Below are 14864 nucleotides of genomic sequence, written 5' to 3'. Positions count from 1 at the left end.
GCCGTTGGTCGTGTGGGGCTTGGCGGCAAAGCATGCTTGGATGCTTTCGATAAAAAGAACAAGACCGGAGTAACGCATCATGAAGACCCTGAGGTCGATGTCGATCAGCCGCCGCCTGTGGCTGATCCTGTTGGTGGCCGTGGCCATGCTGTTGGTGCTGGGGTTGCTGATGCTGCGCCAGATCCATGGCGATCTGTACCAGGCCAAGGCCGAGAAAACCCGCCATGTGGTGCAGACCGCCGCAGGCGTGCTGGCGCACTACCAGGGCCTGGAGGCCGCCGGCACACTCAGCCGCGAAGCCGCCCAGCGTCAGGCCCTGCAAGTGGTGCGCGGGCTGCGTTACGACCAGAGCGACTACTTCTGGATCAACGACCTGCAACCAAAGATGATCATGCACCCGGCCAACCCCAAGCTCGATGGCCAGGACCTCTCGGCCATCCGCGACCCCGACGGGTTTGCCGTGTTCAACGAAATGGTCAAGCTGGCCCGTGCCCAGGGCGCCGGCCCGGTCGACTACCGCTGGCCCAAGCCCGGCGCCAGCGAGCCGGTGGCCAAGACCTCCTACATACAACTGTTCGAGCCGTGGGGCTGGGTCATCGGCTCGGGCGTCTACATCGACGACGTGCAGGCCGAGTTCGCCCGCCAGCTGCGCGACGCGTCCCTGGTCGGCCTGGGTATCGCCCTGTTGATGGCCCTGGTGGTCATGCTGATTGCCCGCAGCATCGCCCGCCCGCTGCAGGAGGCGGTGCAGGCGATGGGCAACATCGCCAGCGGCGAGAGCGACCTGACCCGCCGCCTGGACACCCACGGCCGCGACGAAATCACCCATCTGGGCGAGCACTTCAACCGTTTCAACGGCAAGCTGCAGGGTGTGGTCGGCCAGTTGCAGGGCGCCGCCCATGCCCTCGCCGAGTCGGCGGGGCATGTCGGCGACAACGCCGGTGCCGCCCAGGCGCGCAGCACCCAGCAGTCGCTGCAGATGGACCAGGTAGCCACCGCGATCAACGAAGTCAGCTACGCCGTGCACGACGTGGCCAAGCACGCCGAACAGGCCGCCAGCGAGATGCGCGACGCGCAGCAGCAGGTCGGCCATGGCCAGCAGGCGATCCATGGCAGCCTGCAGCAGATCGACCGGCTCTCGGCGACCATCGAGCAGGCGGTCCAGGTGATCCGCGAGCTGGCCAGCCACAGCACCAAGATCGGCGGCGTGCTGGAAGTGATCCGCGCCATTGCCGAACAGACCAACCTGCTCGCCCTCAACGCCGCCATCGAGGCTGCCCGTGCCGGCGAGCAGGGCCGTGGTTTTGCCGTGGTCGCCGACGAGGTGCGCCTGCTGGCGCAGCGCACGGCCCAGTCCACTGCCGAGATCCAGACCATGATCGAACACCTGCAGGGGCAGTCCGAGGCTGCGGTCAAGGCCATCGACACCAGCAGCGAGGCCTCGCGCCAGACCGTCGAGCAGGCCCGCGAAGCCGGCACCAGCCTGGATGCCATCAGCCATGCCCTGAACAACCTGGGCGCACTCAACGCCTCGATCGCCAGCGCCACCCTGCAGCAGTCCCATGTGGTGGAAGAGATCAACCGCAACGTCACCGAAACCGCCGGGCTGTCCCAGCAGACCGCCGAGGCGGCACGCCAGTCCAGCGATTCCGGCGTCGCACTGGCACGCCTGAGCAGCGACCTGGAACAACTGCTGCGCCAGTTCAGGGTCTGAACACGCCAGGGCCTCCCTACCCGGGGAGGCCCTCCCGCCCACGCTAGGCTTTGTAGGAAAAGTGCCTGCGCGACGACCATGCTGCGTTGAAAACAGGCTCAGAATGCTCATTGACTACAGTCAAGTCGAGCGCGACCCCGGCCGTTCCTCGCCTGTTTTCGCCTTGCCTGATCGCCGCTCGGCGACTTTTCATACGAACCCTAGCCTTTGCCCTGCCCCAGGATCCGTACCGGATTGCAGCCCGCATTCTCGGAGTCTTCTTGGCTCAGATCGTGCCTGAAGGGTTCGAGGTTGTAGCGGTCCTTGTCTCTGGCGATGTTCAGGTGGCAGACCAGTTGGCGGTACATGCCGCCGCCATCATTCTGCAGCCACTGGTAATCGTTGCCATATTTGCGGCGTATTTCGGCATACATCCTGGCGTACCCTTGCGGCGTGCTCTGCTGCCGCCCCAACGGCGTCGGTTCCAGCGAAAGGGACCACTCCACGCCTTCACTGCCGACATCCTCGCGCCTGACCCACTCACCGAACTGAACGTACTCGTTGATCGGGGCCGACGTGCCCTCGGCGATGGCCTGGTCGCTGCTTTGGCAAACGAACTGGGCCTTGGCACTGCGAAACTGCGGCAGCGTCACGGCAATGATCGGTGCCCAGATCTTGCTCTGCGTGAAGTAGCGATGTTGCTCGAGCCTGGCGTTGGCCAGGCCTCGCTCGTTGCCCGCAATGTAGAAGAAGGACTCGATGGGCAGCTGCGCCACAGGTGTCGAGGCACTCCAATCCTTGATACGCAGCTCGTTCTCACGGAAAAACAGGCTGCGCTTGTTTCTCATGGCCTGGAGCGCGGCGTTGAAGTTGCTGACCGCCTGCTGGTTGAGGGCGTCATTCACGGCAAACCCACAGGCGTTGCGATTATCGCCCTGGGTGCTTTGTTCATAGTGGGTAACCCAGGCACGCCCATCCAGAATGCCTTGTGTATGGCACGACCGGCCGATCGAGGGGTCCGCCGCCTGGGCGAAGGTGCCGCAGCCCGCTTCGCTGCGATCAGCCGTGCCGCCGTCGACCGGGAATGCGCACAGCACTTCGTAGCGATGTTTAGGTGCCTGGAGCGCCATGATGGGGTACAGGGTGTAGCCGCTCTGATGGTCCTTGGTCAAACGCTTGAAGTTGGCGTCGCTGCGCAGGAATGCGTATGACACCGCATCGTTCAAGCGTGTGGGTGCGTCGGCGTCCCACGTGTTGTAGAGGCCATCCCTGGGGGCGGGCTCCGTGCCTCTGAGCACCACGCCCGAGCAAAGAAAGCCTGGCGCCGAGTCACTGCTGCAATTGGCCGGAGTCTGGGCATAACGTTGTTGCAGCTGTTCTGCCGTCTGTTCGCATGTGGCGGCCAATGCCGCTGAATGCGCCGAACCACAGGCTGCGAGCACAAGGGTTGTCAAAACGAGTGTGGGACGCCCAAGCATGATCGTTGCTCCAAGAGAAGTCAGTCGCCGGACCTGGCACAGGGTTGGCCCAGTGCGTGACTTCATCTTGGCGTGCGACACCAGTGCAGAAAACTGGCAAAAATGACAGGTCGGTGCATCGCTCCCAATTGCCCCCCTATTGCAGGTTACAATCGCCGACTTCAATTCCCGTCAAGGATCGCCGATGTCCGGCCTCGAACTCTTCGCCGCCGCGCTCGGCGTCATCGCCGTCTGGCTCACCGTCAAGCAGAACCCCTGGTGCTGGCCGATCGGGCTGGTGATGGTAGTGCTGTACAGCTGGATCTTCTATGGGATGAAGCTGTATTCGAACATGCTTCTACAGGTGGTGTACGCGGTGTTGCAGCTATACGGCTGGTGGCAGTGGATCCGCCCGGACCGGGTCGAGGACGCCCGCCAGGTCACCCGCCTGGCCATGGTGCCGATGCTCAAGGGGCTTGCCACTGGCCTGGCAGCCAGCCTGGTGCTGGGCGCGGCCATGACCCACTACACCGATGGCGAGCAACCCTGGCTCGATGCAGCGCTGACCGGCTTCAGCCTGGTGGCGCAGCTGTGGATGGCGCAAAAACGCCTGCAATGCTGGGCGCTGTGGGTAGTGCTGGACGTGATCTTCGTCGGCCTGTTCCTGCACCAGGGCCTGTACCTCACCGCCGCACTGTACGCCTTGTTCACCCTGATCGCCGTGCGTGGCTGGCTTGAGTGGCGCCGCGACCCGGCGCTGGCGGCCGCATGAAGACGCTGGTGCTGTGTGGCCCGGAATCCAGCGGCAAGAGCTGGCTCGGCGGTGAGATCCAGGCGCACTTCGGTGGCGTGCTGGTGGGTGAGTACGTGCGCCATTTCATCGAGCAGGAGCAGCGCGACACCTGCTATGCCGACATCCCTGCAATCGCCCGCGGCCAGCTGCAGTGGGAGGATCAGGCGCGCCAGCTGGCGCCGTCCCTGCTGATTCTCGACACCCACCTGCTCAGCAACATCCTCTGGAGCCGCGCGCTGTTCGCAGACTGCCCGCCCTGGATAGAGCAGGCGCTGAACGCACGCCACTACGACCTGCACCTGCTGCTCAGGCCCGAGGGTGTGGCCTGGGTGGGCGATGGCATGCGCTGCCAGCCTGAGCTTGCCCTGCGCCAGCAGTTCTTTGCCGACAGCCTGGATTGGCTGCAGGCACAGCAACGGCCCCATCAAGTGATCGAGGGCGATTGGCCCCAGCGCAGTGCCGCCGCCCTCGCCGCAGTGGGGCGGCTGCTCGATGGCCAGGTGCCAGCCTGCGCCACCGAATGTTAATGCACTGATACACCCCACCACCCCGCAGCCCCCGCAAATGGGGGTCGCCGCCCAGAAGTGAGGGAAGTGTGTCAGCACTGAGACACTCCCCGACAATCTCTTCACATCCCCCGTACTACGCGGCCTGCGGCACCTGTGGGTAGGGCGCTGTTTCAGTGCTGACACAGTATTCGCGGTGCTTTTCGAGTTAGCTCGAACAAGCCTCTGATTCGCAACGGAAAACAAAAAGCGGCACAGCTTCTGCTCTCTGTACTCGCAACGCTGAACGACCAGCGCTCGATTGAGGGAGTAGCCATCGTGAGGAAATTCGACAGAGGCGTGTCCTGCCTCCTGCTGGTCGGTTTCACCCTGGGGGCAAGCCTGAGCCTCGTGGCCCAAGCCGATAACGGCCTCATCGTCATCACCCGTGATGTGCAGGTGCGCAACGCAACGCGTCCCCCGGTGATGCCAGACCCGTCCCCGACCACGGCCAATGCCAACCCGTCAGCACAGATCATCAGGCAGACCAACGAGCTCAGTGATGGCGATTTCGCCAGTATCAGCAGTGGCGCGGGCATCTCATCCCTGATCAACCAGCAGACCAACAACATTGGCGGCAACATCAGTACCCAGAGCCAGTTGCCCAACCTCGCCGCCGGTCGTGGCAGCGGCTCCGGCAGCGGCATCGGCAACATGGTCAACTCCAGCGTGCAGCGCGGCCTTGCGCCGCTGCAAGCCCTTACCCGAGGCCAATGACATGAGGCATTCGCTGCTGATCCTGGCCACCCTTTGCAGTGCACCGGCATTCGCCCAATCCCCAGTAGTCGACACCGCCATCATCAACAGTTCCGCCAGCCAGTACCGGGGCAACATGGCGGTCAACCAGGCGGCCGGCGACTCCCAGCAACAAGCCAACGCCCGTGCCCTGGCCAACGGCCACTCGGCCAATGCGACGACGCAGATCCGCCAGAGCCTGCAGACCACGGTCGACCCTGCCAGGGACAGCCGCGCCAGCATCCAGGGCAATGCCTTCAGCCATGGCAGCGGCGTACTGGGCGTGAACCAGAGCGCCGGCGCCAGTACCCAGCAAGCCAACGCACTGCGCATCAGCATCAGTGCCCAACCGCAAAGTCTCGATGACAGCGTCCTGTTGCAACAGAACGTGGCGCTGCGCAACACCTCCGATGCAACTGACTCCGCACCCGGCTATCGCCAGGTCAACACCAGCGACCAGGCATTCACCGGTAGCCGTGGGGTGATTCAGTTGAATCAGAGCGCCGGGGTGGGAAACCGCATGGCCAACACCCTAAGCGTCCGGGTCGCGGAATGACCCAAAAAGGTAAGCACAACACTTAACCTAAAAAGACGGAGAAACACCATGAAACCCTCGATGGCAATCAAGCCTCTGGTTTTCGCAATTGCTGCGGTCATGGCTGTTGCTGCACAAGCGGATCAGAACGACCGGCGTGGCCACAGCCACAACAAAACGGTCTACACCAGCGCCACGGCCAAAGCGACCGATGTGCAAAGAAGCACCGATAACAAGGTCATCAACGAAGGCACCATCAACAATGCCGAGATGAGCAGCTCCGCCAGTGGCGCCAGCGGTAACGTCGGCATCAACGTGGCGGCCGGTAATGGCAACCAGCAGGACAACGCAGCGGCCATCGCCAACACCGCGTCCGACAACGACTTCGTGTTCGGCACCGCAACCGCCACCGCCAAGGTCGACCAGTACAGCAACGGCAACCGCGTGTACAACTGGTCTACCCAAAACTCCGCAGTCATGAGCGGCTCGGCTGACAACACCAGCGGCAACGTGGGTATCAACGTCGCAGGCGGCGACCTGAACCAGCAGAAAAACACCATGGCCATTGCCAACAACAGTGCGCCCGTCGGCAATTCCACCGCCACTGCTTCGGCCAACCAGAGTGGACCTGGTCTGACCGTCGAAAACAGAGCCGATCGCACCTACCGCCTCGATACGATAACGCTCACCACCACCAAGAGTGGTTCGTCCTCTAGCAGCGGTTCGTTCGATGCCAGCATCGACAAGAGCTCCAGCTCCAGCTATAGCGCGTCTGGCTCGCAAAGCAGCAGCGCCAGCGGCTCCAACAGCAGCAGCTCCAGCGGTTCGAGCAGCATGACTGCCAGTGGCTCCAACAGCAGCAGCTCCAGCGGCTCCAACAGCATGAATGCCAGCGGCTCCCACAGCTCGAATGTCAACGGCACCGCCAGCAGCAACCACAACTCGACCTCGAGCGCTTCGGTGACTGCTTCGCTGGATGCCAGCGCTGCGGGCAGTGCCTCGCAGTCGCAAACCTTCGGCAACCGCACCCGCTCCAGCAGTGGTGAGTTCGATGCTTCGCTGACCGCCTCGCTCGACGCATCGATCGACAAGTCGCACAGCTCGTCCAGCGACTCGGCGTTCGACAAGACTCGCAACTCGTCGTTCGAGAAGGCGTATGACTCTTCGTATGACCGTAACCATGACTCGTCGTATGACAAGTCTCGCAACAACTCGTACGAGAAGGCACACGAATCGGCATGGGAAAAAGCCAACGCTTCGGCCTACGAGAAATCCGGCGAAAAAGCTTCGCAATCGTCGGACAGCATCTCGAAGAGCTGGAGCGAAGCTAGCGAGTACTCGCTGAGCAACACTGTGTCCTTCCAAGTGCTGACCCCGACCGGCTGGGCCAACCCTGTAACCAACAACGCCACCATGAGTGGTTCGTTGAACGGTGGCAGCGGCAACCTGGGCGTCAACGTGGCCGCCGGTGTGGGCAACCAGCAAAGCAACTCGCTGGCCATCTCCAACACCTCGTTCTGATCGCTGTAGCCAGGAGGCCCCCTTCGGGGGGCCTTCCTTCGAACTGGACCGATGGGGGCATCGAACATGCGAATTTTTGCCTTGGCGTTACTGCTGTGCCTGGCCAGTGTGATCGAAGCCGCCCAGATGCCGTTGTCCGTCCTGCCGGGTGGCGCGGTCATCTACAAACCGATCCAGAGCATCCGCGAACGCAAGTTCGCCGACCTTGTGCAGCAGAAAACCGACTTCAGTTGCGGCGCCGCGTCGCTGGCAACCATCTTGCGCCAGGCCTACTGGCTGGACGTGGATGAACAACATGTGATCGAAGGCATGCTGGCCAATGCCGACCAGGACCTGGTCCGCACCCAGGGTTTCTCGATGCTCGACATGAAACGCTACGTGGAAAGCCTGGGCATGCGCGCCCGTGGCTACCGGGTAGCCCCCGAGTCCCTGCACGACATCCGCATCCCGGTAGTGGTGCTGATGGATATCCGTGGCTACAAGCATTTCGTGGTCATGCAGCGGGTCGACAAGGGTTGGGTCTACATCGGTGACCCGGTGCTGGGCCACAAACGCTTCAAGATCGACGATTTCGCCAAGGGCTGGAACGGCATCATCTTCGCCGTCATCGGCCAAGGCTACGACAAGGGCAATGCGCTGCTCGCGCCACCCCTTCCGCTCAGCGCCAAGAACCGCCTCAACCAATTCACCCCGGTAAAGGACGCGGAGTTGCTGGATTTCGGTTTCATCAGAAGCGACTTCTTCTAACGAATCGGGCATGACGCCCTGGGGAACCTCCCATGAAGACTCCGATCTGGCTGATTGCGGCCTGCCTGGCCGCCAGCCTGCCAACCCAGGCAGAAACGTTCAAACCCATCGAACTCAAGGACCAGGAACTGGCGAATCTACGCGGGCGTTACGTGATGCCAGGGCGGATCGTCAGTTTCGGCATCGTCATGTCCAGCACCTGGCAGAACGCCAACGGTGAAGTGATCGGCGCCACTTCCTCGATGCAGATTCAACAGTCGACCATCAAGCCACAGTTCTATGTGTCGATCATCAATGAAAAAGGCACTGGCTCGTCGCAGGCCCACAGCACCGGCACCGGTACCGTCAGTGGGGGTGCTGGCCTCAATTCCACCCAGGGGGTCACCCAAGTGGTACGCGCGGCAGGCGACTACAACAGCGCCTACAACGATGTCCAGATCACCGTTGCCAGGGGCAACCAGCCGCAGACCAATCAACCGCAAGGCCAGGCGCTGGCTGCAGGCTCGCCGCTGACCGGGGCCAACGGTGCAGGTTCGCTGAGTGTTGCTGCGGCCGGCAACGGCGTGCAAATGAACATCATCGCCGGCAACAACCAGGGCAATACCCTGCAGCGCCTGGGCCAGGGTGGACTGATGCAGAGCACCACCCTGCTCGGCTCCAGCAATCAGGTGCGCAACATCACCTCGCTCAATGTGGTGCTGCGCGACAACGCCACGGCCGGGCCGATGAACGCCAACCTGGACCAACTCAAAGGCCTTCGCAATCTCGGATACTGATCTACGCTGAGTCTCATCGTTTGCAGTCAGAAGGGACGGCTAATCCATGCATCGTTTGTTGACGTTCAGAACTATCGTCTGTTTGAGTACCTTGGCCCCGGCCACCTTGCTGGCCGCATCGGACCCACAGGTCGAAGCGTTGAAACAGGAGCTGATCCAACTGAAGCAACGCTATGAAACGCAACAAAATGCCCTGATGGTGCTGGAACAACGCCTGAGGCAAGTCGAGGAAGCCCCGCCGGCACCTGCCCCAAAACGCCTGGTCAAGTCGCCCGCCGAAGGGGTCAAAGGCGCTCAAACCGTGGCCACTGGCGCGCCAGGTACGACCGGAAGCTCTTACGGCCAGTCGCTGCAGGACGACTCCCAGCCCGCGCAAAGCGTCTCCAACCTGTACGACGAAGCCAGTGGCTTCTTCGGTGGCGGCAAGTTCAGCGTCGAAACCGGCCTGACCTACACCCACTACGATACCCGTGCGCTGACCCTCAACGGCTTTCTGGCGCTGGACGCGATTTTCCTTGGCAACATCAACATCGACCGCATCAAGGCAGACAACTGGACCCTGGACCTGACGGCTCGCTACAACGTCGATCAGCGCTGGCAGTTCGACATCAACGCACCCATCGTGTATCGCGAATCCACCTATTCCTCCGGGGGCGCGGGTGGGGCCGCCGCGGCAAACTCCGAAGGCAGCGTCACGCGCGACCCCACCCTCGGCGACGTCAACGTCGGGGTGGCCTACAAGTTCATCGATGAGTCGGAAAACTGGCCTGACGCGGTCGCCACGCTGCGCATCAAGGCACCGACCGGCAAGGAGCCTTACGGGATCAAGCTCCGGCAGGACCCCGGCAACGACAACCTGGCGATCCCCGAAGACCTGCCGACCGGCAATGGCGTGTGGTCGATCACCCCGGGTATCTCGCTGGTCAAGACCTTCGACCCGGCCGTGCTGTTCGGTAGCCTGTCCTACACCTATAACATGCAGGATTCGTTCAGCGACATCAGCCCCCAGGTCAACACCAAGGTCAAGGGTGACGTGAAGCTCGGCGACTCCTGGCAAATCGGCGGCGGTATCGCCTTCGCCCTGAACGAGCGGATGAGCATGTCGTTCTCGGTCACTGACCAGTTCGCCAGCAAAAGCAAGATCAGACCCGACGGCGGCGACTGGCAGTCGATCTCCAACAGCGACTACAACGCGGCCAACTTCAACGTCGGCCTGACCTTCGCCGCCACCGACAACCTGACCATCGTGCCAAACCTGGCCATTGGCCTGACCGAAGATGCGCCGGACTTCTCGTTCAGCCTGAAATTCCCGTACTACTTCTGAGCTTGCCAGCAGAACAGGGCTCGCCTGACGAGCCCGCGTTTTGGTAACCAGCCTTGTCCTACGGCACCTTCCTACCTCCGGCCTGATATCATCACGCACATTTGTGTGACGGTTTCATGGCAAGAGGAACGCTTACGTGAGAAACCTGCTCGGCCACCCCCGCGCCCGGCTGTTAGCCCTGGTGACACTGGTGCTGGTCATCCCCCTGGCGGTCCGTGCCCTGCTGGGCTGGTCCGACCCTTTGGGCTACCTCTCGGACCTGGCCATCGGCAGCCTGCTGGTGATGCTGCTGCGCCGCTGGCCGACCTGGCTGGCCCTGCCCGTACTGCTGGCCTGGGGCGCCTTGCTGATCGCTTCGGCCGAGCTGGTCAGCGCCGTCGGCCGCCTGCCCAACCAGACCGACCTGCACTACCTGTTCGACCCGCAGTTCATGGAGAACTCCACCGGCGGCGCCCTCGCCCACCCCTGGCTGCCCTGGCTGCTGGCAAGTGCCTTGCTGGTGCTGTTGGCCAGCAGCTGGTACAGCCGTGGCCAGCGCAGCACGTCACTGCCACGTACAGCCTGGGCGCTGCCCGTGGTGCTGCTGGCAAGCCACTGGGGCAGCGAGCAACTGTTCCCCTCCGACGCCGATCAGTGGCGCCAGTACAACCTGCCGCACCAGCTGCTTTCGGCCGCCACTGGCAACCTGCAGCATCGCGCACGGGTACTGGCCATGGGCGAGACCCCGGTGACACCACTGCCCAGCGCCGGGCTGACCCAGGCCGACCTCAACGGCCAGAAGCTGCTGGCCGGCCCTGGCAGCGCCCGCAACCTGCTGGTCATCACCCTGGAAGGCATCCCCGGCGCCTACATCCGCGCCAACCGTGAGGCCATCGGCAGCCACTTCGACCAAGACCTGATGCCCAACCTCAGCCGCTGGGCCGAGCGCGGCATGAACACGCCGGACTACGTGCTGCACACCCACCAGACCATTCGCGGCCTGTACGCCATGCTCTGCGGCGACTACGACAAGCTGGCCAACGGCACGCCCAAGGGCGTCGAGCTGCTGACCCAGGACCTGCGCAACCAGGCCTGCCTGCCGGCGCAACTGCGCCAGGCCGGCTTCTCCACCCACTACCTGCAGGGCGCCGGGCTGCGGTTCATGGCCAAGGACCGGATCATGCCGCACATCGGCTTCGACGCGGTGCACGGCCTGGAATGGTTCAAGAACGACAACTACCTGGAATTCCCCTGGGGCAAGGACGACCGCGCCTTCTTCGAAGGGGCCCTGGGTTATGTCGGCGAACTGCGCAAGCAACGCCAACCCTGGATGCTCACCCTGCTCACCGTCGGCACGCACCAGCCTTATTCGGCGCCGGAGGACTACCTGCAACGCTACGACACCGCCAAGCAGGCCGCAGTTGCCTACCTCGACGATGCCCTGGGCAGCTTCCTCGACAACCTGGAACGCCAAGGTGTGCTCAAGGACACCCTGGTGGTGATCACCTCGGACGAGTCCCACGGCATCGATGGCGTGCGCCTGGCGTCATCCTGGGGCTTCAACCTGACCCTCGCCCCCGAGCAGGCACAGCTGCCACGGCTCAAGCGCGGCACCTACGGCCATATCGACCTGGCCACCTCGCTGCTCGACTACTATGCCCTGCCGATCCCCGCGGCCCTGGCCGGGCGCTCGCTGTACCGCGACTACGACAGCGGCCGCGAGATGATCGCCTACACCAACGGCGTGCTGCGTTACCACGATGGCCAGGGCACCCTCAGCGAGTGCGACTTCCAGCAACGCTGCCGGCGTTACGCCAGCGCAGGCTTCATCGCCGAGCAGGCCAGGTTCCTTGGCCGTGGCGAGGACAGCCTCGGGCCGCAGATCAATCTGCTGGCAACCACCCTTGACCAGTCGCTGCTGCAAACCCCGCTCAACCTGCGCTACCAGTTTGGCGGGCCGGCGCCCATCGCCCTGCATGAGCGCATCCGCGACGACTGGGCCGACAACCTGATCGGCGCGCAATACCTGGAGATGCCCGAGGGTTCGCGCACCAAGGTGCGCATCAAGGTCCGCGCGCTCGACCCGCAGCACGACGCCTACATCCGCCTCAAGGCCAAGGAAAGCGAGCAGGACGTGCAGCTGGGCCTGCCCGAAGAGGTGCTGGTGACCGCAGGCCAGCCGCTGGAGATGGAGTTCGACTTCGACAACCCGATCCAGCGCAAGGCGTTTTCCTTCCACTTGCTGGGGTACGGCGGCGGTGAAGTCGAAGTCAGCGACTTCAGTGTCATCACCGCCCTGCCAGGGGAAGAGGAACCCGCGGACGAACTGGTCGAAGGGCATATCGCCCATTCCAGCTGAGCGGCTACCGCCTGGGCCTTACCCCAGGAACAGGCGGTATGCCGGGTTGTCGGTTTCGTCCCAGTAGCGGTAACCCATCGCGTCGAGCGCCGCTGGCAGCCCCTGCAACTCGTCATCCGGTACCTCCAGCGCGGCAAACACCCGCGCCTCGGCCGCGCCGTGGTTGCGGTAATGGAACAGGCTGATGTTCCAGCGCTTGCCCAGGCGCTCGAGGAAGCCCAGCAACGCACCCGGTCGCTCGGGGAACTCGAAGCGCAGCACCCGCTCGTTAACCCCTGGCGCGGCATGCCCACCCACGGTGTGGCGCACGTGCAACTTGGCCAGTTCGTTGTCGGTCAGGTCGAGCACCTGGTAGCCCTGCCCGGCCAGGCTCGCCAGCAGTTGCTCGCGCGGGTCGTGCTGCGGGTGGGTCTGTACGCCAACGAACAGCCGCGCCTCCTTGCCTGGGTAATAGCGGTAGTTGAACTCGGTGATCTGGCGCTTGCCCAAGGCCTGGCAGAATGCCCGGAAACTGCCTGGCTGCTCGGGGATGGTCACGGCAATCACCGCCTCGCGCTGCTCACCCAGCTCGGCACGCTCGGCCACATGGCGCAGACGGTCGAAATTGACGTTGGCACCCGAGTCGATGGCCACCAGCACTTGCCCCTGCAGCCCTTCGCGGGCCACGTATTTCTTGATCCCGGCGACCGCCAGGGCACCGGAGGGCTCGGTGATCGAGCGGGTATCGTCGTAGATGTCCTTGATCGCCGCGCACAGCTCATCGTTGCCCACCGTCACCACCTCGTCGACGAAGTGCCGGCACAGCTCGAAACAGTGGGCCCCGATCTGCGCCACCGCGACGCCGTCGGCAAAGGTCCCCACCTGCGGCAGGATCACCCGCTCACCGGCCGCCAGGGCGGCCTGCAGGCAGTTGGAGTCGGCCGGCTCCACACCGATCACCTTCACCTCCGGGCGCAGGTACTTCACATAGGCGGCAATGCCGGCGATCAGCCCGCCGCCGCCCACCGGCACGAAGATCGCGTGCAACGGGCCAGGGTGCTGGCGCAGGATCTCCATGGCCACGGTGCCTTGCCCGGCGATCACGTCCGGGTCGTCGAATGGCGGCACGAAGGTGGCGCCGTCCTGGTCGGCCAGGGCCAGCGCGTGGGCCAGTGCATGGGGGAAGCTCTCGCCGTGCAGCACCACATGGCCGCCACGCGAGCGCACGCCCTCGACCTTCAGCGAAGGCGTTGTGGTGGGCATGACGATGGTGGCCTTGATGCCCAGGTGCGAAGCCGCCATGGCCACGCCCTGGGCGTGGTTGCCCGCTGACGCGGTGATCACCCCGCGCGCGCGCTGGGCGTCGGTCAGGCGTGACAGGCGGGTGTAGGCGCCGCGGATCTTGAACGAGAACGTCGGCTGCAGGTCTTCACGCTTGAGCAGTACCGGATTGCCAAGCGCGGCAGACAGCGCCGGGGCCGGTTGCAGCGGGGTCTCGATGGCCAGGTCGTATACCGGCGCGCCAAGAATGCGGCGCACCTGCTCGGACAGCAGTTGCTGGGGCGTGGTACGGGGGCTGACGCTCAGATTGGTCATCGATGACTCCTGGTTTTCTTGATGTTGCCCAGGAGTCAGAAAGAAAAAACCCGCCTCCAGGGCGGGTTCGGTGCACGTACGCGCTAGCCCGCCAATCCGATAATGGCGGTAATAATAATGCTCGCGGTGCGCAGGTGCGGGAATGTGTTCATGGGTCGGGAACTTATCCTGCGCAGTTCTCGGAAGTCAACACCCTTTTGCGGCGTCCTGCGCCGATAGCGGTACATCGAACACCTTGTCGAACCCCCACTGGAAGACAAAGGCATACACAAAGAAGAAGGCGAACAACGCCAGGTTGGTGACCAGCGCCGCCCACAGGCTGATGCCCAGCCAGTACGCCACCAGCGGCAGCAGGATCAGTACCAGCCCGCCCTCGAAACCCAGGGCATGCAACAGCCGGCGCAGGAAGGTGCGGCTGCGCTGGGGCTGGCGCGCCTCCCAGCGCTCGAAGGCCCAGTTGAAGGCCATGTTCCAGCTCATGGCGATCGCCGACATGAGCATCGACAACACCGCCGATTCGGCCATGCCGGCGCCGAACGCCAGCTCCAGCGCCGGCGCCACGCAGGCCACGGCGATGGCCTCGTAGAGGATGGCCTGGACGATCTTGCGGGCCTTGCCTTGCATGTGCCGCTCCCGAAAACAAAGAGCTACAACATAACAAAATATGGGGCCCTGGAAAAAGCCTGCAATAAATTTTGAACCCTCGCCGGCCCACACGCCTCCACAGCTTGCCGTGCAAAGCCATGGCATTGACCTGGACCGCTTGCGCCCACTCATCCATTGGACAACCGCGCCTCCGGCTGCTTCTATCAATCATTCGCAAGG

General features: G+C 63.6%; 13 protein-coding genes and 1 pseudogene. 11 read left to right on the top strand and 3 right to left on the bottom strand.

Features of this window, described 5'->3' with window-relative positions; all coding sequences use genetic code 11:
• Positions 1-79: 79 nt before the first annotated feature.
• Together ACO6VM_RS00900 and ACO6VM_RS00895 are read left to right on the top strand one after the other, a co-directional pair.
• Positions 80-841, top strand: a pseudogene (locus tag ACO6VM_RS00900) (cache domain-containing protein); the annotation flags it as partial.
• A 138-nt stretch (positions 842-979) separates the two neighbouring features.
• On the top strand, positions 980-1714 hold the full coding sequence (locus ACO6VM_RS00895) for a methyl-accepting chemotaxis protein (RefSeq protein WP_390970831.1): 735 nt from the start codon (positions 980-982) through the stop codon (positions 1712-1714).
• Between the two features lie 200 nt (positions 1715-1914).
• Here ACO6VM_RS00895 and ACO6VM_RS00890 read toward each other — a convergent pair whose 3' ends face one another.
• Positions 1915-3171: a DUF2599 domain-containing protein gene (locus ACO6VM_RS00890; RefSeq protein WP_401059164.1), complete on the bottom strand. Its 1257-nt coding sequence runs from the start codon at positions 3169-3171 to the stop codon at positions 1915-1917.
• A gap of 184 nt (positions 3172-3355) precedes the next feature.
• Here ACO6VM_RS00890 and pnuC point away from each other — a divergent pair, with 184 nt between their 5' ends.
• The 9 genes from pnuC to ACO6VM_RS00845 all read left to right on the top strand — a co-directional run bounded on the left by pnuC (position 3356) and on the right by ACO6VM_RS00845 (position 12464).
• Complete coding sequence (gene pnuC, locus ACO6VM_RS00885; protein WP_347150907.1) at positions 3356-3922, top strand: nicotinamide riboside transporter PnuC; 567 nt, start codon at positions 3356-3358, stop codon at positions 3920-3922.
• The gene (locus ACO6VM_RS00880; protein ID WP_401059162.1) at positions 3919-4470 is read left to right on the top strand and encodes an AAA family ATPase; all 552 of its coding nucleotides are present in this window, start codon (positions 3919-3921) and stop codon (positions 4468-4470) included. The genes pnuC and ACO6VM_RS00880 overlap by 4 nt, the downstream gene beginning before the upstream one ends.
• 297 nt (positions 4471-4767) lie before the next feature.
• The gene (locus tag ACO6VM_RS00875) at positions 4768-5205 is read left to right on the top strand and encodes a hypothetical protein (protein ID WP_422402588.1); all 438 of its coding nucleotides are present in this window, start codon (positions 4768-4770) and stop codon (positions 5203-5205) included.
• Between the two features lies 1 nt (position 5206).
• Positions 5207-5779, top strand: a complete 573-nt coding sequence (locus tag ACO6VM_RS00870; RefSeq protein ID WP_347150904.1) for an adhesin — start codon at positions 5207-5209, stop codon at positions 5777-5779.
• Between the two features lie 48 nt (positions 5780-5827).
• Complete coding sequence (locus tag ACO6VM_RS00865; RefSeq protein ID WP_401059160.1) at positions 5828-7279, top strand: heme utilization protein; 1452 nt, start codon at positions 5828-5830, stop codon at positions 7277-7279.
• 66 nt (positions 7280-7345) lie between these two features.
• Positions 7346-8026 (top strand): C39 family peptidase, encoded by a 681-nt coding sequence (locus tag ACO6VM_RS00860; protein ID WP_347150902.1) that lies wholly within the window; start codon positions 7346-7348, stop codon positions 8024-8026.
• Positions 8027-8058: 32 nt separating this feature from the next.
• The gene (locus tag ACO6VM_RS00855) at positions 8059-8802 is read left to right on the top strand and encodes a hypothetical protein (RefSeq protein WP_401059158.1); all 744 of its coding nucleotides are present in this window, start codon (positions 8059-8061) and stop codon (positions 8800-8802) included.
• A 46-nt stretch (positions 8803-8848) separates the two neighbouring features.
• Positions 8849-10126 carry a hypothetical protein gene (locus ACO6VM_RS00850; protein WP_401059156.1) on the top strand — a complete coding sequence of 426 codons (1278 nt, stop codon included), beginning with the start codon at positions 8849-8851 and terminating at the stop codon, positions 10124-10126.
• A 136-nt stretch (positions 10127-10262) separates the two neighbouring features.
• On the top strand, positions 10263-12464 hold the full coding sequence (locus tag ACO6VM_RS00845; protein ID WP_401059154.1) for an LTA synthase family protein: 2202 nt from the start codon (positions 10263-10265) through the stop codon (positions 12462-12464).
• An 18-nt stretch (positions 12465-12482) separates the two neighbouring features.
• On the opposite strand, the gene ilvA is transcribed toward ACO6VM_RS00845, so the two are convergent.
• Both ilvA and ACO6VM_RS00835 read right to left on the bottom strand, forming a co-directional pair.
• Positions 12483-14039 (bottom strand): threonine ammonia-lyase, biosynthetic, encoded by a 1557-nt coding sequence (gene ilvA, locus ACO6VM_RS00840; RefSeq protein ID WP_323830992.1) that lies wholly within the window; start codon positions 14037-14039, stop codon positions 12483-12485.
• Between the two features lie 186 nt (positions 14040-14225).
• Positions 14226-14663: a PACE efflux transporter gene (locus ACO6VM_RS00835; RefSeq protein WP_110994504.1), complete on the bottom strand. Its 438-nt coding sequence runs from the start codon at positions 14661-14663 to the stop codon at positions 14226-14228.
• Positions 14664-14864 lie beyond the last annotated feature (201 nt).

Source organism: Pseudomonas sp. GZD-209 (assembly GCF_049310485.1).
GTDB classification, from domain to species: Bacteria; Pseudomonadota; Gammaproteobacteria; order Pseudomonadales; family Pseudomonadaceae; genus Aquipseudomonas; species Aquipseudomonas sichuanensis.
Note: the sequence above shows the minus strand (reverse complement) of the source record. Positions and strands in the feature narration are given on the sequence as shown.

What these genes read in the sequence shown, in the direction of transcription:
- ACO6VM_RS00850 (WP_401059156.1), top strand. Translation starts at nt 8,849, where the DNA reads ATGCATCGTTTGTTGACGTTCAGAACTATCGTCTGTTTGAGTACCTTG.
- ACO6VM_RS00855 (WP_401059158.1), top strand. Translation starts at nt 8,059, where the DNA reads ATGAAGACTCCGATCTGGCTGATTGCGGCCTGCCTGGCCGCCAGCCTG.
- ACO6VM_RS00895 (WP_390970831.1), top strand. Translation starts at nt 980, where the DNA reads ATGGACCAGGTAGCCACCGCGATCAACGAAGTCAGCTACGCCGTGCAC.
- pnuC (WP_347150907.1), top strand. Translation starts at nt 3,356, where the DNA reads ATGTCCGGCCTCGAACTCTTCGCCGCCGCGCTCGGCGTCATCGCCGTC.
- ACO6VM_RS00870 (WP_347150904.1), top strand. Translation starts at nt 5,207, where the DNA reads ATGAGGCATTCGCTGCTGATCCTGGCCACCCTTTGCAGTGCACCGGCA.
- ACO6VM_RS00880 (WP_401059162.1), top strand. Translation starts at nt 3,919, where the DNA reads ATGAAGACGCTGGTGCTGTGTGGCCCGGAATCCAGCGGCAAGAGCTGG.
- ACO6VM_RS00835 (WP_110994504.1), bottom strand. Translation starts at nt 14,663, where the DNA reads ATGCAAGGCAAGGCCCGCAAGATCGTCCAGGCCATCCTCTACGAGGCC.
- ACO6VM_RS00890 (WP_401059164.1), bottom strand. Translation starts at nt 3,171, where the DNA reads ATGCTTGGGCGTCCCACACTCGTTTTGACAACCCTTGTGCTCGCAGCC.
- ilvA (WP_323830992.1), bottom strand. Translation starts at nt 14,039, where the DNA reads ATGACCAATCTGAGCGTCAGCCCCCGTACCACGCCCCAGCAACTGCTG.
- ACO6VM_RS00865 (WP_401059160.1), top strand. Translation starts at nt 5,828, where the DNA reads ATGAAACCCTCGATGGCAATCAAGCCTCTGGTTTTCGCAATTGCTGCG.
- ACO6VM_RS00860 (WP_347150902.1), top strand. Translation starts at nt 7,346, where the DNA reads ATGCGAATTTTTGCCTTGGCGTTACTGCTGTGCCTGGCCAGTGTGATC.